Annotated in this window: 15 protein-coding genes; 12 read left to right on the forward strand and 3 right to left on the reverse strand. The window is 60.7% G+C overall.

Going from position 1 to position 21,467, the window contains the following annotated elements; all coding sequences use genetic code 11:
- Positions 1 to 4: 4 nt before the first annotated feature.
- The 9 genes from dppD (at position 5) to HFD97_RS12980 (ending at position 14,284) form a co-directional block, all read left to right on the forward strand.
- On the forward strand, positions 5 to 991 hold the full coding sequence (gene dppD, locus HFD97_RS12940; protein WP_009088368.1) for a dipeptide ABC transporter ATP-binding protein: 987 nt from the start codon (positions 5 to 7) through the stop codon (positions 989 to 991).
- Positions 981 to 2,003: a dipeptide ABC transporter ATP-binding subunit DppF gene (gene dppF, locus HFD97_RS12945; protein ID WP_167432034.1), complete on the forward strand. Its 1,023-nt coding sequence runs from the start codon at positions 981 to 983 to the stop codon at positions 2,001 to 2,003. Before dppD ends, dppF begins: the two co-directional genes overlap by 11 nt.
- Positions 2,004 to 2,456: 453 nt before the next feature.
- Complete coding sequence (gene bcsO / locus HFD97_RS12950) at positions 2,457 to 3,071, forward strand: cellulose biosynthesis protein BcsO (RefSeq protein ID WP_140029638.1); 615 nt, start codon at positions 2,457 to 2,459, stop codon at positions 3,069 to 3,071.
- Positions 3,062 to 3,865 (forward strand): cellulose biosynthesis protein BcsQ, encoded by an 804-nt coding sequence (bcsQ, locus tag HFD97_RS12955; protein WP_009088374.1) that lies wholly within the window; start codon positions 3,062 to 3,064, stop codon positions 3,863 to 3,865. Before bcsO ends, bcsQ (HFD97_RS12955) begins: the two co-directional genes overlap by 10 nt.
- Before the next feature lie 52 nt (positions 3,866 to 3,917).
- Positions 3,918 to 6,029, forward strand: a complete 2,112-nt coding sequence (gene bcsA, locus HFD97_RS12960) for a UDP-forming cellulose synthase catalytic subunit (protein ID WP_009088376.1) — start codon at positions 3,918 to 3,920, stop codon at positions 6,027 to 6,029.
- Positions 6,026 to 9,010: a cellulose biosynthesis cyclic di-GMP-binding regulatory protein BcsB gene (bcsB, locus tag HFD97_RS12965; RefSeq protein ID WP_167432033.1), complete on the forward strand. Its 2,985-nt coding sequence runs from the start codon at positions 6,026 to 6,028 to the stop codon at positions 9,008 to 9,010. The genes bcsA (HFD97_RS12960) and bcsB overlap by 4 nt, the downstream gene beginning before the upstream one ends.
- An 11-nt stretch (positions 9,011 to 9,021) precedes the next feature.
- Positions 9,022 to 12,825, forward strand: coding sequence for a cellulose biosynthesis protein BcsC (locus HFD97_RS12970; RefSeq protein WP_167432032.1), 3,804 nt, complete (start codon positions 9,022 to 9,024; stop codon positions 12,823 to 12,825).
- Complete coding sequence (bcsD, locus tag HFD97_RS12975) at positions 12,825 to 13,268, forward strand: cellulose biosynthesis protein BcsD (protein ID WP_009088381.1); 444 nt, start codon at positions 12,825 to 12,827, stop codon at positions 13,266 to 13,268. The genes HFD97_RS12970 and bcsD overlap by 1 nt, the downstream gene beginning before the upstream one ends.
- A gap of 8 nt (positions 13,269 to 13,276) precedes the next feature.
- Positions 13,277 to 14,284 (forward strand): glycosyl hydrolase family 8, encoded by a 1,008-nt coding sequence (locus tag HFD97_RS12980; protein ID WP_009088382.1) that lies wholly within the window; start codon positions 13,277 to 13,279, stop codon positions 14,282 to 14,284.
- Positions 14,285 to 14,366: 82 nt separating this feature from the next.
- On the opposite strand, the gene bcsG is transcribed toward HFD97_RS12980, so the two are convergent.
- From bcsG to bcsE, 3 genes are read right to left on the reverse strand one after another with little or no spacing between them, the layout of a single operon-like run.
- Positions 14,367 to 16,031, reverse strand: coding sequence for a cellulose biosynthesis protein BcsG (bcsG, locus tag HFD97_RS12985; RefSeq protein ID WP_058958314.1), 1,665 nt, complete (start codon positions 16,029 to 16,031; stop codon positions 14,367 to 14,369).
- Complete coding sequence (locus HFD97_RS12990) at positions 16,021 to 16,218, reverse strand: cellulose biosynthesis protein BcsF (RefSeq protein WP_009088386.1); 198 nt, start codon at positions 16,216 to 16,218, stop codon at positions 16,021 to 16,023. The genes bcsG and HFD97_RS12990 overlap by 11 nt, the downstream gene beginning before the upstream one ends.
- Positions 16,218 to 17,753, reverse strand: a complete 1,536-nt coding sequence (gene bcsE, locus HFD97_RS12995; RefSeq protein WP_167432031.1) for a cellulose biosynthesis protein BcsE — start codon at positions 17,751 to 17,753, stop codon at positions 16,218 to 16,220. The genes HFD97_RS12990 and bcsE overlap by 1 nt, the downstream gene beginning before the upstream one ends.
- 195 nt (positions 17,754 to 17,948) lie before the next feature.
- On the opposite strand from bcsE, the gene bcsR reads away from it, so the two are divergent.
- Genes bcsR through bcsA (HFD97_RS13010) form a run of 3 tightly spaced genes read left to right on the forward strand, consistent with a single transcriptional unit; the run spans position 17,949 to position 21,462 of the window.
- Complete coding sequence (gene bcsR / locus HFD97_RS13000) at positions 17,949 to 18,146, forward strand: cellulose biosynthesis protein BcsR (protein WP_150029915.1); 198 nt, start codon at positions 17,949 to 17,951, stop codon at positions 18,144 to 18,146.
- Positions 18,146 to 18,871 carry a cellulose biosynthesis protein BcsQ gene (gene bcsQ / locus HFD97_RS13005; protein ID WP_167432030.1) on the forward strand — a complete coding sequence of 242 codons (726 nt, stop codon included), beginning with the start codon at positions 18,146 to 18,148 and terminating at the stop codon, positions 18,869 to 18,871. The genes bcsR and bcsQ (HFD97_RS13005) overlap by 1 nt, the downstream gene beginning before the upstream one ends.
- Positions 18,868 to 21,462, forward strand: coding sequence for a UDP-forming cellulose synthase catalytic subunit (gene bcsA, locus HFD97_RS13010; protein WP_009088393.1), 2,595 nt, complete (start codon positions 18,868 to 18,870; stop codon positions 21,460 to 21,462). Before bcsQ (HFD97_RS13005) ends, bcsA (HFD97_RS13010) begins: the two co-directional genes overlap by 4 nt.
- Positions 21,463 to 21,467 lie beyond the last annotated feature (5 nt).

A 21,467-nucleotide genomic window follows, 5' to 3' on the forward strand; every position in this document is an offset into this window, starting at 1 on the left:
CGAGATGGCGTTATTAAATGTAGACAAACTGTCGGTGCATTTCGGCGACGACAAAGCACCGTTTCGTGCGGTTGACCGCATCAGTTATCAGGTTGAGCAGGGCCAGGTGGTCGGCATTGTCGGCGAGTCCGGCTCCGGCAAGTCGGTGAGTTCACTGGCGATCATGGGGCTGATCGATTTCCCCGGCAAAGTGATGGCGGAAAAGCTGGAGTTTAACCAGCGCGATCTGAAGCGCATCTCCGAAAAAGAGCGCCGCCAGCTGGTTGGCGCAGAAGTGGCGATGATCTTTCAGGACCCGATGACCAGCCTTAACCCCTGCTACACCGTGGGTTTCCAGATTATGGAAGCGATCAAGGTGCATCAGGGCGGCAATAAACGCACCCGGCGTCAGCGGGCAATCGACCTGCTGACCCAGGTGGGAATTCCCGATCCCGCATCGCGGCTTGATGTCTATCCTCACCAGCTGTCGGGCGGCATGAGCCAGCGTGTGATGATCGCGATGGCGATCGCCTGCCGGCCTAAGCTGCTGATTGCGGATGAGCCGACCACGGCGCTCGACGTGACCATTCAGGCTCAGATCATCGAACTGCTGCTGGAGTTACAGCGTCAGGAGAACATGGCGCTGATCCTGATTACGCACGACCTGGCGTTAGTGGCGGAAGCCGCGCACCACATCATCGTGATGTATGCCGGTCAGGTGGTGGAGAGCGGTAAAGCGAGCGATATCTTTAAAGCGCCGCGTCATCCTTACACGCAGGCGCTGCTGCGCGCGCTGCCGGAGTTTGCGGCGGATAAAGCGCGTCTGGCCTCGCTGCCTGGCGTGGTGCCGGGCAAATATGACCGCCCGACGGGCTGCCTGCTTAACCCACGCTGCCCCTATGCGACCGATCATTGTCGTCAGGTGGAACCTGAATTGCGCACCATTCCAGGACGCCAGTCCAAGTGTCACTATCCGCTGGACGATGCCGGGAGACCAACGTATGAGTCATGAAACAACCAGAGATCAGTTCCTGTTGCAGGCGATTGATCTGAAGAAGCACTACCCGGTGAAAAAGGGTCTGTTTGGTCAGGAGCGTCTGGTTAAGGCGCTGGATGGCGTCTCCTTTAATCTGGAGCGGGGCAAGACCCTGGCGGTCGTGGGCGAGTCAGGCTGTGGTAAATCCACCCTTGGCCGTCTGCTGACGATGATTGAAACCCCGACCGAAGGGCAGCTCTACTGGCACGGTCAGGATCTGCTGAAACACGATCCCCAGGCGCAGAAGCTGCGCCGTCAGAAAATCCAGATCGTGTTCCAGAACCCCTATGGCTCGCTCAACCCGCGTAAAAAGGTGAGTCAGATTCTGGAAGAGCCGCTGGTGATCAATACTCAGCTGACTAAAGCGGAACGCCGTGAGAAGACGCTGGAGATGATGGCGAAAGTCGGCCTGAAAACCGAGCACTACGATCGCTATCCGCATATGTTCTCTGGCGGACAGCGTCAGCGTATTGCGATTGCGCGCGGGCTGATGCTCGATCCGGACGTCCTGATCGCCGATGAGCCGGTTTCGGCCCTCGACGTCTCGGTGCGCGCCCAGGTGCTTAACCTGATGATGGATCTGCAGCAGGATATGGGGCTCTCCTACGTCTTTATCTCGCACGATCTGTCGGTGGTGGAGCACATCGCCGATGAGGTGATGGTGATGTACCTCGGCCGTTGCGTTGAGAAGGGCAGCAAAGAGGCGATTTTCAGTCATCCGCGTCACCCTTACACCCAGGCGCTGCTCTCCGCGACACCGCGACTGAATCCTGACGATCGGCGTGAGCGGATTAAGCTGACCGGCGAGCTGCCCAGCCCGCTCAATCCGCCGCCGGGCTGCGCCTTTAATGCGCGCTGTCACCGTCGTTTTGGCACCTGTGTGCAGCTGCAACCGAAGCTGAAAAATTACGGCGGACAGGAGATTGCCTGTTTTGCGGTGGATCAGGATGAGAATCAGCCGGTCGGTGTGGCAGAAAAGGTCAGTTAAGGATCGGCAGGCCCCGTCCGGGGCCTGCGTTTCCTGATATCGCACGGGCTCAGCCCTCTTCAGCCTGAACCGGCAGAGTTATGGCCTGACGATCAGTCCACCCGCTTTATTTTCTCCCTCCCTTATCACAGCCCGTCGCTGTTATTCGCCAGCAGCGCTGCATCTTCCCTCAGCGGTGCCATCGTTATATTAGTGCGGCTGGCTGTACCAGGAAATGTCTGAGCCCTCTCTGCTGAAACATTATTCAGACAGGAATAGCCAGTTTAACTTAAGTTTAATTTATTAATTTTAAGTGCCGGTTGGCTATTGAAGGCGTCATCGGGAGATTAGCGAATCTGTATGATTAAAATAGTTAATTAAATATGCTTTTTTTATAATCAGGTTTTCCTGACTGCGAATAACAGGATGTGGTATATTCCAGGAAAATTCCCCCCTTGTGGCAGGCCACCTCAAATGAAGAATTATGATGATTTGCAGCGTTTTAAAGAAAAAACACAAACGCTCGACATCGCCTTTAAAGATATGTCTGGCCAGACGCAGGAACCGGCGGAACAGAGTAAATGGGCACTGCTTCGTCAACTGGCGAAGGAGGAGCATCACACGCCGTTCGGTGGCGGTCAGCGAATAGACCTGCCACAACCGCAGCCGCTGCGCGGTGATGAGTTTACGGCACCTCCGCCAGAGCCACCGCGCCCCGCAACGCTCTCTGCGTCGCCGGCAGAGGCACAGCCCCGTTACGCCGCGCTCAGTGCGCAACCGGCGGCGGCCCGCAGTTCGATTCTCGACAGCCTGGCAGGCAGCAGCGTCCCTGCGGCCACGCCAGCGGCTGAGCGGGGCCCGTCGTCCTTATTTCCGCCACCCCCGCCGCCACAAAAAGCCATCGTCGCTGAACCTGTCGCCGCGCCGGTCCGGCCCGCCAGCGTGGCTGAACTTCAGCCCGCGGTGGCACCGTCCGCGCCTCATGCTGAGCCGGGACGGTTTGGCGCGCTGTTCCGCTCACGTGAAGTCAGCCTGCCGAAAGAAACCTTACTGAAACCGTTACTGGAGAAGATTGCGCTATGCCGTTAGTTTGTGTGTGCTCGCCGAAGGGGGGCGTGGGGAAAACCACGCTGGCGGCGAATCTGGCCTGGAGCCTGGCGCGATCCGGTAGCAAAGTTCTGGCCATCGATTTTGATGTGCAGAACGCATTACGTCTGCATTTTGGCGTGCCGCTCCACGACGGCCGCGGATTTGTGGCGCGTTCAGAAGAGCAGGCGGACTGGAGTCAGTCGATTCTCACCACCGGCGGCAATATCTTTGTTCTGCCTTATGGCGACGTCACAGAGCCGCAGCGCGAACGGTTCGAAGAGAACCTGATGAAAGATCCCCACTTTATTCAGCGCGGTCTCGACACGGTGCTCAATTATCCCGGCCTGGTGATTGTGGCTGATTTTCCGCCCGGCCCCGGTCCGGCCCTTAAAGCCATGACGGCGCTGGCCGATATGCATTTAGTGGTGATGTTAGCGGATACCGCATCGGTCTCGTTATTACCGCAGATAGAAGAGAACCGGATGATCGGTAAACCGCTTAATAATAAGCAGGGGCACTATTTTATCCTGAACCAGTGCGATAACCGCCGCAATATTAATCGCGATGTGACGGCCTTTATGCAGCAGCGGCTGGGGGATAATTTACTGGGCGTGGTTCACCGTGATGAAAGTGTTGGCGAAGCCAACGCGTCTCAGCAGTCTGTTTACGATTTCAGCCCCGCTTCCGCCGCGGCATTTGATATTGAACTGATCGCGAAACGCGTCAGCAGCATTCTCAATATCACCGTGGGCAATGGCGAAGTTCAGGCACCTATCCGTACTCACCATTTTTAACCGGCTGGTTTCGCCAGACAGCTGATTTACACAGCGCTTCTCAGGGTGAATCATGAGTAAAATCGGGTTTTACCTGCTGCTGCTGGTGCTTGCACCTGTTGCGGCGGTGATCATCACTACGCCGATGGACAGCCAGAAACAGTATATTTTTGGTCTGATCAGCATCGGCATGATGTTTTTATTGGGTTTCAGCAAGAGCCGCAAAATTACCGTGGTGATGGTGATCCTCTCGGCATTAATGTCCAGCCGTTATATCTGGTGGCGGACGACAGAGACGCTGCATTTTAATTCCGAAGTCGAGGCTATCTTAGGGATTGGCTTATATCTGGCGGAGCTTTACGTCTGGCTGATTTTAATTCTCGGCTTCCTGCAAACCACCTGGCCTTTAAAACGCACCATCGTTCCGATGCCGGACGATACCCGGTTGTGGCCGACGGTGGATATTTATATCCCCTCCTACAATGAAAGCCTGGAAGTGGTGCGCGACACCGTGCTGGCGGCGCAGTGTATTGATTACCCGCGCGACAAACTCAGGGTCTACCTGCTGGATGATGGCAAGCGCAGCGAATTTGCCCGCTTCGCGGCCGATGTGGGGGTGGGCTATATCACCCGCGACGACAACAGACACGCCAAGGCCGGTAACCTTAACCATGCCATGAAAATCACCAAAGGTGAGCTGATCTGCATTTTCGACTGCGATCACGTCGCGACCCGCACCTTCCTGCAGGCGACGGTCGGCCCCTTTCTGAACGACCCAAAACTGGCGCTGCTTCAGACGCCGCACTACTTCTACTCACCCGATCCCTTCGAGCGTAACCTGCGTGCCGCGCGCAGCATGCCAAACGAAGGGTCGCTGTTTTATGGCCCGGTGCAGCAGGGCAATGACAACTGGAACGCCACCTTCTTCTGCGGCTCCTGTGCGGTGATCCGCCGTTCCGCGCTGGAAGAGATTGGCGGCTTTGCCGTTGAAACCGTGACGGAAGATGCGCATACCGCCCTGAAAATGCAGCGGCTGGGCTGGGGTTCGGCCTTTCTGTCGATCCCGCTGGCGGCCGGTCTGGCCACGGAACGTCTGGGGCTGCATATCATTCAGCGTACCCGCTGGGCGCGCGGCATGACGCAGATTTTCCGCGTCGATAACCCGCTGTTTGGCCGGGGTCTGAAGTGGCAGCAGCGTCTCTGCTATCTCAACGCCATGCTGCATTTTCAGTTTGGTCTGCCGCGCGTCGCCTTCCTGACCGCGCCGCTGGCTTACCTGCTGTTTAACCTCAACATTATTCACTCCTCGGCGTCGCTGATTTTCGCCTACGTGCTGCCGCATCTGGTGATGTCACTCTACGTGAACTCCCGCATGAATGGCCGTTTCCGCTACACCTTCTGGGGCGAGATTTATGAGACGGTGATGTGCTTCCACCTGGTGATCCCGACCATCCTGACCCTGCTGTCGCCTAAACATGGCAAATTTAACGTGACCGATAAAGGCGGCGTGCTGGATCAGGGCTTCTTCGACTTCCATATTGTGCGTCCGCACGTGATCGTGGCGCTGCTGCTGAGCATCGGCATTGTGGCTGGCGTGGTGCGGGCGGTGATGCATGACTACTTTGGCGTCGATCCCTATGTGATTGCCCTGAACGTCGGCTGGGCGATTTTCAGCCTGATCATTCTGATGGCCGCAATTGCCGTGGCGCGCGAAACCAAACAGGTGCGTAAAACCATCCGTATTGAGGTGCAGATCCCGACGATTATTCACTACGCCAGCGGCATTTCATCGCGCACGCTGACCAGTAACCTCTCCATGGGGGGCGCGCAACTCGACGCGCCCGACGGGCGTCACGAGTCTGATGAAATCGAAGAGATCGATCTGCTGCTGAAGTCAGGCGCGATTACGCTTCCGGTCACGAAGATTTCCGGCGATGCGGAGAGCATTCGTCTGCGCTTTGAAGCGATGCCGCTGGCGCGCCGTCGCGAACTGGTGCGCGTGGTGCTGGCGCGTGCCGATGCGTGGATTCAGCCGGAGTATAAACAGGACAACCCATTGATCTCGCTGGGCACCATTATCCGTACGGTGTTTGAGCTGTTCTGGCTGACCTGGAAGGGCCGCCACGATAAACGTAAAAATGTCGACCCGGTTGCCGCGGCGGCGAAAGAGGATGGCGCGGCATGAAGATCCTGACGCAGACATTGCTGGCCAGTTCACTGACGGCGGCATTGTGGCTGACGCCTGCCGGTGCGGAAACGCCAGCGGCGGTGGACAACAGCGGCGTGGCGCCGGTAAACAGTTCAGCCCCGACGCCGCCCGGGGCGGCTCCGGTCACACCGTCTGTCACAGAGGGTACGCCGTCAGCCGTGCCGGAAACCGATTCGGCGCAGGCTCCGGCCAGCGAAACGCCGTCAGCCGCGCCAGCTGCGGCAGCCGGGAACAGCGCAGCGTCTGCCGCGCCGGGAACCGATTCCGTGCAGGCTCCGGTCAGCGAAACGTCGCCAGCCGCGCCAGCTGCGGCAGCCGGGAACAGCGCAGCGTCTGCCACGCCGGGAACTGATTCCGCGCAGGTTCCGGCCAGCGAAACGTCGCCAGCCGCGCCCTCTGTGGCACCAGCGACCGGCGCGGCCCAGTCATCCGCCAGCGATGCGCCCTCTGCCGCACCGGTGAACAGTGCGGCCCCGGCCAGCGGAGTGGTTCCCTCCGCAGCGTCACCATCCGCCTCACCCGGTGACACGCCAGGATCAGCGCCAGCCGCAGCGGTTCCTGCCGCTGAGGCGACAGCCGCTCAGCAGAATCCTGCCGCGACGGGCGATGCTGCGACCCCGACGGCGCACAGCGGAGCCGTCACGCAGGACAGCAGTGCGCTGTCAGCGGTGCCGTTGCCGCAGGGGCTGAGCAGTGCGGACCCGGCGCTGGAAGCGGCCGCCAGCGCGCTGCCCTATGCGCCAGGCCAGGCGACAGCACCGGTGGCAGACGCGCCGTTACCGGTCATGGCGGCGATCAATCAGCCGATCAGCAGCACCCTTTCCGTGGCGCAGATGGGCCAGACGCGCGGCATCACGCTGACCGGCGGCCAGTTACAGTCAGGCATTACCTTTACCCTGCCCAGCGATGAGGTGATTACCAATGCGCGGCTCAATCTATCGCTGCGCGTCTCAGCCGCACTGGCAGCGCGGAATACGTCGCTGCAGCTGATGCTGAACGGTCAGCCGCTCGGCACACTGCCGCTGGGCGCGACCGACAGCGATGTCAGCGACTATGAGCTGGAGATCCCGGCGGCGATGGTGGTCTCTGAAAACAACCTGAGTTTTAAAATCAACGATGCGGACAAGTTGCTGTGTGAGAAAGAGAGCGCACAGCAGTATCAGGTCACCATCCTGCCGCAAACCTCCCTGCACCTTGAGGGGCAGCAGCTGAATATCGGCACCCGCCTGCGCAATTTCCCGCGACCGTTCCTCGATCCTCAGCGGATGACCGCCGCCACCGTGACCATCGGCTTCGCCAGCAACCTCTCTCCCGATGCGGTGAGTGCGGCGGCGCTGGTGGCATCCTGGCTCGGCATCCAGAGTGATTATCGCGGGATTCGTTTCCCGGTGGTGCGCGGTGAGCTGCCGGAGAACAACGGCATCCTGTTTGGTCATCCCGGAGAGCGCATCGGCACGCTGACCTTCCCGGCCAGCAACGGCCCGATGCTGCAGCTGGTGGATAACCCCATCAATCCGGTCTACAAACTGCTGCTGATCAGTGGCAACAACGCGGATCAGCTGCGTCAGGCGGCAAACCGGCTGACGCAGCCTCTGGCGACCGATGAGAGCCAGCTGCCGGTCTCTTCGCCGCTCCCTGACAGCCGTAAGCCTTACGATGCCCCTCGCTGGATCAACACGGACCGTCCGGTGCGCCTGAGCGAACTGCTGCGCAAAGATCAGAGCCTGACCAGCAGCGGCATCTGGCACGACGCCCTGCGCGTGAACTTCCGCGCCGCGCCTGACCTTTTCCTGTGGGATGGCGACACGGTGCCGGTCAATCTGCACTATCGTTTCCCGTCGGAAACCTGGATTGATGAGGAGAATTCGTTCCTTAACGTCATGCTTAACGGCACCTTCCTGCGCAACCTGACGGTGAACAAAGTCGGTCTGCTGGAGAATGCCTGGCACCGTTTAGGCGGGGATGCGCGGCAGGAGCAGTATCGGCTTAATCTCGAACCCTATCTGATCTACGGCGATAACCAGCTGGCGCTCTACTTCAATATTAAACCGCGCGCCGACGCGCCCTGCGGCGTGCTGCTGAATAACAACATCAAGAGCCGGATTGAAGAGGACTCGTGGATCGATCTGAGCCATACCCGCCACTTCAGTATGCTGCCGAACCTCTCTTACTTTGTCGGGGCCTCATTCCCGTTCTCGCGCCTTGCCGACTTCGGTCAGACCACGCTGCTGCTGCAGGAAACCCCCAGCAACGCCGAGCTGTCGACGCTGCTGGATCTGGCGGCGCGCGCCGGGAATGCCACCGGCGTGGCGCTGACGCAGAATCAGGTCATGTTTGGTCTGCCCGCTGGTGGCACCCATCTGGCACGTTTACAGCAGAGCGATCTGCTGGCGGTCAGCACCACCGGCAACAGCGCCTTTAATCAGGCGATGCTGGCGGCGTCACCGTACGACGCCAGCGGCAACACCTTTGGCGTGAAAGAGCCGGATACGCTGGAACAATTACGCGGCTGGCTGACCGGCGACTGGAGTCGGCAGCAGCTGGATGCCGATCGCTACTTCTCCTCCAACGAGGCGTGGCGCGGCTTCCTCAGCTATCGCTCGCCGTGGAACCCCGATCGACTGGTGGTGATGACGGTCGCAACCAGCGACGACCAGCTGCTGCGACTGCACAACGATTTAAGTTCGGCGCAGATCAACGCCGCCGTGCGCGGCGATACCGCGATCATTACCGATGAAAACGGCATTCGCAGTTTCCGCGTCGGCGCACAGTTCCCCAGCGGCGAGATGCCCTGGTACATGATGGTAGTGTGGTACGCCAACCAGCACTCGGTGCTGCTGGCACTGGCGGCGCTGCTGGTCTCTGCGCTGGTGGGCAGTGCGGCCTGGGCGATGCTGAAGCGCCATGCCTGGCGGCGTCTGCATCCAAAGCAGGGCCGTGATTCCGGCAGGAAGTAAGGATAAAAAGAATGAACACGACTCTGATAAGTGCCGGAATCCGCCATGCGCTGCTGCTGGGCAGCACGCTGATCTTCTCTTCGCCGCTGCTGGCGGCGGAAAGCAGCAACCCGGCGTTGCAGGCGCTGTTCGACCAGGCTTCTTACTGGCACCAGAAGGCGCATGACGATCTGGCGAAGGCTTCGCTGCAGAAGGTGCTGATGGTGGAACCCGGCAACACCCAGGCGCTCTACCTGCTGGCGCTCTATTCCCAGCAGGGCGGCGATACGGCGGCGGCGGCGCAGTATCGCGCCCGCCTGAGTCAGGTTGCCCCTGGCGATCCCCATCTGAGCGAGCTGGATAATGCGCGCCAGATGCAGACCATTCCGCAGGCGCAGCTTTCGCTGGCGCGTCAGCAGGCGCGCAGCGGCAATATACCGGCGGCGTTACAGACCTGGCGCAACACCTTCAGCGGCAATGAGCCGCCCGCCAGCGTGGCGGCGGAATATTATCTCACTATGGCCGGCGACCGCACGCTGCTGCCGCAGGCCGTCGAGGCGCTGCGGCAGTTTGCGGCGCAGCATCCGCAGGACACGGGTGCGCAGCTGGCGCTGGGAAAAGCGCTGACCTATCAGGAGTCGACCCGCCGTGAAGGCATTGAGGTGCTGAGCGCGCTGGCGAGCGGCAATCAGGATGCTGACCGTTCACTGCGTCAGGCGCTGCTGTGGCTCGGCCCGCAGCCCGCCGATGCGGCGCGTTATCAGACCTGGCAGCAGCGTCATCCGCAGGACACAGCGGTCATGGACTACTACCGTAAGAACGTGGGTGGCGCAGAAAAAGGGGCGGGCTTCAGCGCGCTCAACAGCGGGGATGTCGGCGGGGCGCAGGCCAGCTTTGAGAAAGTGCTGGGTGCCAATCCTCAGGATGCGGATGCGCTGGCGGGCATGGGCTACGTGGCCCAGCGTGACGGACGTTATCAGGAAGCGGCCGATTATCTGCAGCGGGCGGCGCAGCTTGGCGGCGATCAGAGTGCGTCGCGTCAGCAGCAGGCGGAGGATGCCCGCTTCTATGCGCAGCTGGCCAGCGCGCAGCAGGCGCTGAAAAACGGCGACAGCGCACAGGCGCTGACATTAAGCGAACCGCTGATGCAGGCGCAGGGCGAAAAAGGGCTGGCCGCCAGGCTGTTCCGCGCCGACGTGCTGCGCCGCACGAATCAGCCCGTTCAGGCAGAGCAGATCTACCGCGAAATCCTGCAAAGCGATGCGGATAACCGCAGCGCCAAAGAGGGGCTGTTCTACGTGCTGCGCCAGCAGAATCGCACGGCTGAAGCTGGCAGTCTGCTGGGCTCCCTGCCGGAGAGCGTACGCCAGAGCGTCGCACCGCGGGCGAATGAAGCCGATGCGCTGCGCCAGCAGGCGAAGCGTCAGCTGGCCGCCGGTAACAGCGCCGCGGCGATGGCGACGCTGCAACAGGCTATTCAGCGCTATCCCACGGAGGGGTGGCTGCGGCTCGATCTGGCCCGGCTCTACCGCCAGCAGGGGGATACGCTGCTGGCCGCTAACGTGATGCAGCCGGTCATGCGCAGCGGTGCCAGCAGCAGCGAGCTGTATGCTGGCGCACTCAACGCCAGCGAAAGCGGCGGCTGGCAGCAGGCCAGCACCTTGCTGTCACGCATTCCCGCCAGCGCACAGACCGCAGCGATGCGTGAACTGGCGCAGCGGGTCAATTTCAACCTGCAGATGAGCACCGCCGATCGCTATCTGGCGCAGGGGGCCACGGCCGCCGCTGCCAATACCCTGAAAGCGCTCACGGTCAATCCGCCCGCGAATCCGGTTGATGCCGGTAACCTGGCGCAGAAGCTGGCACAGGCGGGCGATCTCCCCAGCGCCGTCTCGCTGGTGCGGGCGAACCTGCAGCGCGGCGTGCAGGGGAATGCGGGCGACTATGCGGCGCAGATGGCGGTGCTGAATCAGGCGGGCCTCGGCAGCGAGGCACAGCGCTTTCTCAGTAACCCTGAGCTGCAGGCGCGCAGTACCCCGACCCAGCTGGCCGGCATTCGCAATGGCTATCTGATTAATGAAGTGGATCGCCTGCGGCAGCAGCGGCAGTATGCGGTGGCCTATGACAAGCTGATTGGTGCCCTGCAGCAGGATCCACAGAACCGCGATCTGATGTTCGCGATGGCCCGTCTTTACCAGGACGGTAAGATGAACCGGGATGCCGGTGTGGTGTATGACTACCTGATGACCCAGGATACTCCGACTCAGGATGCCCGTGTCGGGGCCATCAACGTGGCGCTGGCGCAGAACGATGTGCAGCGCGCCAGTGCGCTGAGTCGCGGCCTTAACCGCACCGCGCCGTCGGCCGATCGCCTGTTGCTGCTGGCGCGCGTCGCGGAAGCCAATGGCGACCATACGCAGGCGATGGGCTATCTGCGTTCCGCGCGTGGTCAGCTGATCGGCCTGCAGGGTGCGCAGCCCGGCAGCGTGCCGACGATAGGCGGGCTGGCGCTGGCGGATAACCCCTTTATCAATCGCCACACTTCGCCGGTAGGACACACCGCGTCCAGCTACGGCACCGTGCTGCCGTGGCAGGCAGCGCCTGCCGGGGTGACGGCACAGGGCGAACCGGCTGCGGGCAGCGAAACCGCGTCCCGACAGGCGCAGACGCTGCACGAGATCGACACCATGATGGATTCGCTGCAGGAGAAAACCGGCACCTGGAGTCAGGGTATGGTGCAGGTGCGCGGGCGTGATGGCGAGTCAGGCCTGAGCAAACTCACCGAAGCCAAAGCGCCGCTGACGTTCTCTACCGTGCCGTTTGAAAAGGCGCGCTTTGACTTTACCGCCACGCCGGTCTCGCTCACGGCGGGCAGCGGCGCGGCCGATGCGTGGCGTCGTTTCGGCACCAATGCGCTGAGCCAGGGCAATGTGGTCGCCGCAGGCGGTGCTACGGTCAATGATCTGCCGAACGCCACCACCGATTCGCAAACGGCGTCGGGCGTGGAGCTGAATCTGGCGCTGAAGGGCGACCGTTACAAGGTCGATCTCGGCAGTACGCCGCTGGGGCAGGATCTCAGTACCCTGGTGGGCGGCGTTCAGTGGTCACCGAAGCTGACCGACTTCCTGACGCTGATCCTGACCGGCGAGCGCCGCGCCATTACCGACAGCCTGCTCTCATACGTGGGCGCAGAGGATAAGAGCAGCGGCAAACGCTGGGGCCGCGTCACGAAGAACGGGGCTAACGCCCTGTTAAGCTATGACAATGGCGATGCGGGCTTCTATGCCGGGGCAGGCGCTTACAGCTATCTGGGCGAAAATGTTGCCAGCAACAACAGTCTGCAGGCGACGGCAGGCGCTTATGTTCGTCCGTTCCACAGCGACGACCGCGAGCTGAAAGTGGGGATGAGCCTGTCGTGGATGGACTTCTCGAAAAACCTCAGCTATTTCAGCTACGGGCAGGGCGGCTACTTCAGCCCGCAGAACTACGCGGCGGTCTCTTTCCCGGTGGAGTTCTCACGCCGGTTTAACGATCTGAAAGTGAACATCGGCGGTTCCGCCGGTTATCAGAGCTACAGCCAGGATAAGAGTGCGTACTTCCCGGCCGATGCCCGGCTGCAGTCGCAGCTGGAGGCGCTTGCCGCCGGTGGCAGCGTGAAAGAGGCGTACTACTCGGGTGGCAGTAAAAACGGCGTCGGCTATAACCTGCACGCGGGGGCTGACTATAAACTCAATAAAGATGTGACGATTGGCGGCCAGCTGGGCTATGACACCTTTGGTGACTACAACGAAAGCAGCGCGCAGCTCTATGTCCGCTATCTGTTCGGAGAGAAGTAATGAGTGAGCATTCGGGCGGTTCGCATCCCTGGCAGCCGGGCTGGTTTGACCTGGTCAGCGTGCTGATTGAGGGGATGATCGCCAACGCCGGTCAGCAGGAGGCGGAAGCCTTCCTCTACCGCATGGGGGAGTCGCTGGCGACCCGCTATCCGTTGCCAGCGGCACGCACCGTGCAGGATCTGGAGCGCGAGTGTAATCTGCAGCTGGCGCGCTTTAACTGGGGGTTTGTGCAGCTTCAGCCGGAAGAGGCGGCGCTGCGGATTACCTGTCACGCTATACCGGCAGGCGACAACATCCTTTCACCGGCTGAGTGGCAGTCGGCGTTTGGTGCGGTGCTGGCCGGTCTTTTTTCGGGCTGGCTGCAGGGGCAGGGCGGCAGCAACCGGGTGCCGGTGACGGCTGAACGCAGTGAAGGCAGTACGCTGTACTATCGATATCAATAGGATCAATTATGAAACGTAAGCCATTCTGGCTGGGCTGGATCTGCTCAGTGTTACTGCTGGCCTGCAGCGCGCAGGCCAGTGCCAGCGGCTGGGACACTTTTAAAAGCCGTTTTGTTACCCCTGAAGGGCGGATCATCGACACCGCCAATAACAATGTCAGTCACACCGAAGGTCAGGGGTATGGCATGTTGCTGGCGGTCGCTAACGATGACCGCGCCACCTTTGATCGGCTGTGGCAGTGGACACGCACCCAGCTGCGTAATCCGCAGACCGAGCTGTTCTACTGGCGCTATGTGCCGGGCAGTGACAACCCGGTTGCCGACAAAAACAACGCCTCGGATGGTGATGTGTTGCTCGCCTGGGCGCTACAGCGTGCCGCGCAGAAGTGGCAGGCAGAGAGCTATCAGCAGGCCTCTGACCGTATCCAGCGTGCCATCATCCGGCTGGACGTGGCGAATTTTGGCGGGCACACCGTGCTGTTGCCCGGGGCGCAGGGCTTTAACAAAGGCAGCTTTGTGGTGCTGAATCCCTCCTACTTCCTGTTTCAGGCCTGGCATGAGTTTGGCGAGCGCAGCCATCTCCAGGTCTGGGATAAGCTGATCAATGACGGTTTCGATCTGCTGGGTAAGCTGAGCTTTGGGAAAACCGGCCTGCCGCTGGACTGGGTGGCGCTGAATGCTGACGGATCGGTTGCCCCGGCAGTCGGCTATTCCAGCCGCTTCAGCTACGACGCTATTCGCGTGCCGCTGAACATCTGGTGGTATGACCCGCACAGTCTGGCGCTGGTGCCGTTTCAGCGCGTCTGGCAGGGTTACAGCCGGATGCTGACGCCAGCCTGGTTTGACGTGCTGGCGAATACCCCGGCCCCTTACCATCTTGAGGGCGGACTGCTGGCAGTTCGTGACCTGACGCTGAATGAGACGGGCTATCTGAGCGATACGCTGGCGGCGGATCAGAACTACTTTTCGGCCAGCCTGCAGTTACTGACCTGGCAGGCTTTTCAGGAGAAGCGCTGATTGCTCAGCGCCCTGTTGCGGATAGCAGCGGGTTCACTCCGGTTCAGGCGCGCCGACGCGCCTGAACCCCTTCATCGCTGCGCTACTGCGGGTAGGCGACCCAGTCGCCGCCGTTAAGCCGGATCCAGGGTTTGCCCTGATACATCATCACCACCGCACCATCATTCTCCGACACGACAGGCGTCTGAGGCAGCTTGTCCGTCAGCACCGACATGTTCACATTCGGCGCATTAAACACCTGACCATCGACCACGCGCGAGACAAGCTCTGAGACAGCCAGCAGGCTGGTTGGCGCATCGATATTCAGGGGCTGTCCCTGATGCGGAGCCTTCATGCCGACAAACTTAATTCCCACCGGCACGTGCGTGATGTCGGGGCTGGGGATATCGCGCAGGCCGGACATCTGCATTTTATCGCCCTGCAGCGCGGCACCATGCTCCGGCACCACCAGAACCATCACCCGGCGGCCCGATTTCTCCAGCTGCGTCAGGAAGGCGTCGATCTGGTCAAACAGCAGCTGAGCGCGCGGCTTCCACGGGGCCGTTTTCGTGCTGCCCAGGTCGCGCGTGCCGTCGTGCAGCGGGATCAGATTGTAGAAGGTGGCGCTGCGCGCATCGCTGCTCTTGCTGCGGTCATCCAGCCAGCGCTGCATCACCTGGGCATCGTTAAGCACCGGCGAGCCGTCGAACGAGGTCAGTTCCGGCGCAATACCCGCCTGGGACATCAGCGGAGCCTGAATATCGCCTGACTCGCGTAACTCCTTGAGATAGTTACCGAACACACCGGTATGATCCATCATCAGCTGCTCTTTAAAGCCCAGTTTCGCCAGATTATCGAACAGATAGCAGCGTGAATCGGTGGGCTTGTAGAGGTCACTGTGCGAGGTCTGACCGCAGCTGGCACGCAGCAGGCGAATCCCTGCCGGGCCGCTGTAGCTGGTGGCCGAGTTGAAGTTGGTCAGCATGATGTCGAAGTGCTGCCACAGCGGATGATTACGCAGCTGGGATGCATCCATATCAGACCAGGCGAGCGAACAGATATTGATCACCAGAATGTCGAACGGCTGCGAATCGGCTGGCAGACTGTCAGGGAAGTGGGTGACGCGCTTGCGTTCACTCTCATAAAAGCGGCTGAGCCAGGCGGTCAGGCTGGCGCTGGTGGGGGCAGCCGACTGATCGAGTCCCTCCGGTGCCGCCGCGGGCTGGCTGGCGGCGGCGGGCGTCTGGTTCAGAACCACCTGCGGCGTGGCGGCGCGCGTGGGCAGCAGCGACATCGCCGGGCCGGCGATAGTCAGCACGTTGAGCCAGATCATCATCAGCGACACCAGCACGGTGATGCGGATCCAGGGCGAAATAAACAGGTAGATCACCAGCAGCACAAACAGCGCACCTAACATCTGCCAGTTAATAAAGCGGTCAGCCAGATCGAGCAGGTAAGCGGCGGAGAAGCCCGCCAGCTGGTCGCCCTGGCTGAGCAGGCTGCTGAGTCCGGGCAGCCAGGTGTCATGCCAGAACAGCCCGATCCCGATGGGGAGGGAGATCCAGTGACGGAGGCGATGCAGGCGCAGCGACGGCAACGGAAAGAGGAGCCAGGCGAGAAACACCAGATTGCTCAGGGCGTGAAAATTAAGATAGCCGTACCACAGCAGGGCAAACTTCACTAAGAAATAGAAATTCCAGCCGCCCAGGCCGCGCCAGCAGGACCACAAACGTGAAGCGTGGGCCGCAGCGGGTTGATCATTTTTCATTAATGTTGGCATCCGTTTTTGAAGATTGACGCTGCCAGTGCCCCTCAGACTTCAGCGCACGTGCAGGTAACAGGCGATTCAGCAGACCGTTCCAGCGGCGCGGCAGCCACTGCTGCCACACGGGTCTGGCGATCAGCAGAATGAACAGCAGCAGCAGCGCAATCTGCACCCAATCCATCAGGTTCATCAGGACTCTCTCTCCGGCAGTAATGTAATGGGCTGCGGAACCGGGCGCTCCGGCGCGGCCACTGGCGGGGTCTCCGCGGTGCGCACCGAATCGGAAACCGGCGTCAGCACCTGCAGCGCCATCGGCGTCATTTTTTTAATGTTGCCGATCTCGGCGAGGATCTGGTTGTCCTCAAACCAGATAATCCGGTTGGCAAACAGCTCATCGTGCGGCAGTGAAAAGATAAATTTCAGCGCTTTATCCAGGTCGTTGTAGCGGCAGGAGGAGAGGAACAGAATCACCCGATCCTCCAGCACCGTGACCAGATCGCCAAAGCGGCGCGGTTTGCAGAGCGTCAGAACCTGCTGAGGGGTGAGCTGCGGCACCGGGCGCAGGGCGACCAGCAGGCCTTTGTCATTTTCCGGCAGCAGGGTGTTGCTGATTAACTGGCTGACCGCCTCACAGAACGCATCCAGGCGCAGATAGCCCTTTTCATGCAGCGGCTGCAGGGAGGCGATCAGCGCATCCAGGCTGGCGGGCACGCGACGACTGAACCGCTGCCCCTGAATCCCTTCGAGCATGGTGAGAAAGCGCGACATCGCCGCCGTGGTGGGCACAATGGTGTTCACGCCGCAGGCCTGCAGCAGGCGCTCATCGCTGTAACGCAGGCTGACGCCCATCTCACGCACCACAATTTTCAGCCCGTTGCCGCGCGCGCGGCGCAGGCTGTGCACCATTTTTGCCAGTTCACCGATCTGTTCACTGTGATTCAGGCTGAAGATCACGGTGGCCGCATGGGCCTGCTGCGCCTGCAACCAGACCTGCTGATTATCATCAAACAGCTGCCACTGGCGGGAAAGCGGCGGCGCGCCTTCAAGCACGCTTTTATCGGCCAGATAGTGTTGCTCGTCATTCAGGCTCAGCGGTTCCTGCGTTTCTTTTAACGCAAAGAAATGCGCATCTTCATAGCCAAGACGAAGCGTGCGATCGGCAAACAGTCTTTCGCCGGTATACCACCAGCTTATTTGATACAGCCAGCTATCCTGCTCAACGGTTAAATAAGCCAGTCCGTCTATCTGGCGATAATAACGCTGAAGCGTGCTGGTCTGATTAAAAAGAGTAATACCGGTAGTGACGATGAGAAATGTAATATTTCGTTTGCGCAACATTCTGCGCATGCGTGTTATCCAGTCACGCAACTCCGCTTCGTTTAATTTATCCCACTGCGCCGTACTGCTGCTGAAGATCACCAGCCCACTTTTATGACTGAGCGTGCGGGATAAATCCCTTTCCAGCTGCAGCAGACTTTTTTTATTTGCCGGCAGAGAAAAGAGCGGGATACGGTCGGGGCCGCCCGTCAGGTCGGGCGTCAGCAGCTCGCGGGGCGGCAGCCCGGCGCTGATGAGCGTGGCGGCATGCTGTTGAGAAATAACCTGTCGAATAAAGGCACGCATATCCTGCTGGCGTGCGCAGGTGACCCAATAAAAACCGGGATTTTGCAACGTTATGACTTCAGGCTGAACCTGTCGCAGCCCCAGTGAAAAAGAATTTTTCATATTGAATTCGATATTGTTCCAGCCCAGGCTAGTTTATTATAGTCAGTACAGGTTGTAACCTGACGAATTAAAAATTACTGCGACAGGCCAATTATGCTTTTCTGATAGCGTCCTTATTCTGGAAACCCCTTTTCAGAAAAAAGGCGAAGAGGCCGCTGTCCTCAATCCGACACTGTTTGTTCGTGGCGAAAAATAATGACAAACCCGAATGTTTATACGCCGGTCGCCGTTGAGGGTGGACCTCATGATGATATCAGCGCACTGCGTGACGCCTTTTCTCTGCACGCGTTCCGTTATATCGATATTGCCCGCGAAGAACGGCTGGCAGAGATCGTATCGCGCTGGCCATTATTAACCGAAACCGTTGCCGCACAGCCGGAGCCGCATCGCTGATGGCGCTGATGGCACTTCAGGGCATCCGGGGCGGTGTCGGCACCTCCTCTCTCTGCGCGGGCCTCGGCTGGGCGCTGTCGGCACTGGGTGAACAGGTTCTGCTGATTGATGGCTCGCCGGTCAGCCAGCTCGGCATGCATTTTAATCTGCCGGTGCAGGCGGAGCAGGGCTGGATGCAGGCGCTGTGTCACGGCGGCGACTGGCTGCAGAGCGCCCGGCGCTATCCGCAGGGGCCGGATCTGCTCCCCTATGGTCAGCTCTCCGCTTCCGCCTCCGCTGCGGTTCAGGACAGCACGACTGCTGCCCCGCTGCTGGCGGCGCTACCGGCGCTGCGGGCGCGCTACGGCTGGATAATTTTTGATCTGCCCGCCGAAAGCGCGCCGTGGCATGCGGCGCTCTATGCGCAGCTGGATGGCCTGCTCGGCATCATTACGCCCGATGCGAACTGCCATTTGCGCCTGAGTCAGCAACGCTTTCCTGCGGCGACCCGTTTTCTGATCAACCAGTTCAACGCCAACAGCCGCCTGCAGCAGGATCTGCATCAGCTCTGGATGGCGTCGCTGAATCCGCTGATCCCGCTGCTGATCCACCGTGATGAAGCGCTGTCAGAAGCGCTGATGATGAAGCAGCCGGTCGGAGAATACCGGCCCCACGCGCTGGTCAGCGAAGAGCTCACCACCCTGGCGAACTGGCTGCTGCTTCATCTGAAAGGCGATCGCGTATGAACCCGCTGCGCTGGCTGCTGACCCGACCCGCCTGGCTGGCGTTGCAGCGTCGCTACAGCACCGCCCGGAACAACGGAGCATCCCGCTTCGCCAGCGCGCTGCATCTCTTCTGGTGCGGGCTGGCCGTGACGCTGTTGCGGCTGGAGGCACCGGGCTGGCAGCAGATTATTCAGCAGCGCCGCCGCCTCTATCCGCATATTTCGCCCGAACGCCCGCAGCCGCTTGATCCTGTGCGCTATCTGATCCAGACGCTCTGGCTGGTGTTTATCCTGCCGGGTGATGGCCGCCGCCGCGTGAACGGCTTCGCCACGCTGGCTGGCTGGCGGCAGCGGGTCTATCGCTGGCTCGACAGGCGTGGCAGGCAGGCAGAGGCGCAGGGGCTGGGCGCGCGGGCGGAAAAACGGCTGAAGAGACTGCCGCCCCTGCTGCGTTACGCTCTCCTGGCCGGGATGGGCGTGATCGCGTCGGTACTGGCGCTGCTCTGTATCAGCCAGCCCTTTGACCTGCTGACGCAGTTTATCTTTGTGCTGCTGCTCTGGAGTCTGGCGATGGTGGTGCGGCGCGTGCCGGGCCGCTTACCGACCATGATGCTGATCGTCCTGTCGCTGACCGTATCCTGCCGCTATCTCTGGTGGCGTTACACCTCGACACTCAACTGGGATGACCCGCTCAGCCTGGTGCTGGGTCTGCTGCTGATCGCCGCCGAAACCTATGCCTGGGTGGTGCTGGTGCTGGGCTATTTCCAGACGCTATGGCCGCTCAACCGTCAGCCGGTTTCGATGCCTGCCGATCGTGCGCTGTGGCCGTCGGTGGATCTGCTGGTTCCGACCTATAACGAACCGCTGAGCGTGGTCAGGCCGACGCTTTACGCCGCGCTGGGTATCGACTGGCCGAAAGATCGGCTTAACATCTATCTGCTGGACGATGGCAACCGGCCCGAGTTTCGCGCGTTCGCCGCCAGCATTGGCGTTAACTATGTGGTGCGTCCCTCGAATGAACACGCCAAAGCGGGCAACATCAACCATGCGCTGAAAAAGCACTGCCGCAGCGACTTCGTGTCGATCTTTGACTGCGACCATGTGCCGACGCGCGCCTTTTTGCAGATGACCATGGGCTGGTTTATCAAAGATCCCCGGCTGGCCATGCTGCAGACGCCGCACCACTTCTTTTCGCCCGATCCGTTTGAGCGCAATCTGGGCCGTTTTCGCCGCACGCCGAATGAGGGATCACTCTTTTACGGCCTGGTTCAGGATGGCAACGATACCTGGGATGCGACCTTCTTCTGCGGCTCCTGCGCCATTCTGCGCCGCACCGCGCTGGAGGAGATTGGCGGCATCGCGGTCGAAACCGTAACGGAAGATGCGCATACCTCGCTGCGCCTGCACCGGCTGGGTTACACCTCGGCCTATATCCGTATTCCTCAGGCCGCCGGACTGGCGACCGAGAGCCTGTCGGCGCATATCGGACAGCGAATCCGCTGGGCACGCGGCATGGTGCAGATCTTCCGTCTGGATAACCCCCTGTTCGGTAAAGGGCTTAAGTGGGTACAGCGACTCTGTTATGCCAACGCCATGCTGCACTTTCTCTCCGGCATTCCGCGGCTGATCTTCCTGCTGGCTCCGCTGGCGTTTCTGCTCTGCCACGCCTACATCATCTACGCGCCCGCGCTGGCGATCGCGGTCTATGTGCTGCCCCACATGCTGCACACCAGCCTGACCAACTCGCGTATTCAGGGGCGCTGGCGGCACTCGTTCTGGAGTGAAGTCTACGAAACGGTGCTGGCGTGGTATATCGCCCTGCCCACGACCGTTGCGCTGATCAATCCCCACAAAGGCAAGTTTAACGTCACCGCCAAAGGCGGGCTGGTTGAGAAGCGGCATCTGGACTGGGTCATCACCCGGCCTTATATGCTGCTGGTGTTGCTTAACCTGGCGGGGGTAGGGATGGCGTTCTGGCGCATGCAGCACGGCCCGGCCAACGAGGTGTTAACGGTGTGGGTCAGCCTGGTGTGGGTCATCTACAACATGGTGATTCTTGGGGGCGCGGTAGCGGTCTCGGTTGAAGCCCGGCAGATCCGCGAGGCCCATCGCGTGGAGATTGCGATGCCTGCCGCCATTGCGCGCGAAAACGGCCACATGCTGCCCTGTACGCTGCGGGACTACTCCGATGGCGGGGTGGGTCTGGAGCTGCGCGAGCCGGATGCGTTGCGGGAGGATGAAAAGGTCTGGCTGCTGCTGCGTCGCGGTCAGCAGGAGTTCAGCTTCCCCTGCACGGTGCAGCGCGTCTTTGGCCGTCGGGCGGGCGTTCGTCTTGAGTCCCTGACCACCCGGCAGCACATCGATTTTATCCAGTGTACCTTCGCCCGTGCCGATACCTGGGCGTTGTGGCAGGACGGTTTCCCGGAAGATAAACCGGTGCAGAGCCTCACCGATATCATGATCCTCGGCTTCAAAGGTTATCTGCGCCTGGCGGAATATGGTCCGCCGCAGTTACGTCGGTTGTTTAACCTGCTTACCGCTGGGGTAAGCTGGCTGGCTTCGCTTTTGCCGCAAGGCATCGGACGCGTGCCCGCCTCAAAAAATCTGCATTGAGTTGA

Origin of the sequence: Pantoea sp. EKM103V (assembly GCF_011800365.1) — a bacterium.
GTDB classification, from domain to species: Bacteria; Pseudomonadota; Gammaproteobacteria; order Enterobacterales; family Enterobacteriaceae; genus Pantoea; species Pantoea anthophila.

Excerpts from the sequence above, each read along its gene's own strand:
- bcsB (WP_167432033.1), top strand. The coding sequence starts at position 6,026 with ATGAAGATCCTGACGCAGACATTGCTGGCCAGTTCACTGACGGCGGCA.
- bcsQ (WP_167432030.1), top strand. The coding sequence starts at position 18,146 with ATGGCGCTGATGGCACTTCAGGGCATCCGGGGCGGTGTCGGCACCTCC.
- bcsA (WP_009088393.1), top strand. The coding sequence starts at position 18,868 with ATGAACCCGCTGCGCTGGCTGCTGACCCGACCCGCCTGGCTGGCGTTG.
- dppF (WP_167432034.1), top strand. The coding sequence starts at position 981 with ATGAGTCATGAAACAACCAGAGATCAGTTCCTGTTGCAGGCGATTGAT.
- bcsA (WP_009088376.1), top strand. The coding sequence starts at position 3,918 with ATGAGTAAAATCGGGTTTTACCTGCTGCTGCTGGTGCTTGCACCTGTT.
- bcsR (WP_150029915.1), top strand. The coding sequence starts at position 17,949 with ATGACAAACCCGAATGTTTATACGCCGGTCGCCGTTGAGGGTGGACCT.
- bcsO (WP_140029638.1), top strand. The coding sequence starts at position 2,457 with ATGAAGAATTATGATGATTTGCAGCGTTTTAAAGAAAAAACACAAACG.
- HFD97_RS12980 (WP_009088382.1), top strand. The coding sequence starts at position 13,277 with ATGAAACGTAAGCCATTCTGGCTGGGCTGGATCTGCTCAGTGTTACTG.
- bcsD (WP_009088381.1), top strand. The coding sequence starts at position 12,825 with ATGAGTGAGCATTCGGGCGGTTCGCATCCCTGGCAGCCGGGCTGGTTT.
- bcsQ (WP_009088374.1), top strand. The coding sequence starts at position 3,062 with ATGCCGTTAGTTTGTGTGTGCTCGCCGAAGGGGGGCGTGGGGAAAACC.
- bcsE (WP_167432031.1), bottom strand. The coding sequence starts at position 17,753 with ATGAAAAATTCTTTTTCACTGGGGCTGCGACAGGTTCAGCCTGAAGTC.
- bcsG (WP_058958314.1), bottom strand. The coding sequence starts at position 16,031 with ATGAAAAATGATCAACCCGCTGCGGCCCACGCTTCACGTTTGTGGTCC.
- HFD97_RS12990 (WP_009088386.1), bottom strand. The coding sequence starts at position 16,218 with ATGAACCTGATGGATTGGGTGCAGATTGCGCTGCTGCTGCTGTTCATT.
- HFD97_RS12970 (WP_167432032.1), top strand. The coding sequence starts at position 9,022 with ATGAACACGACTCTGATAAGTGCCGGAATCCGCCATGCGCTGCTGCTG.
- dppD (WP_009088368.1), top strand. The coding sequence starts at position 5 with ATGGCGTTATTAAATGTAGACAAACTGTCGGTGCATTTCGGCGACGAC.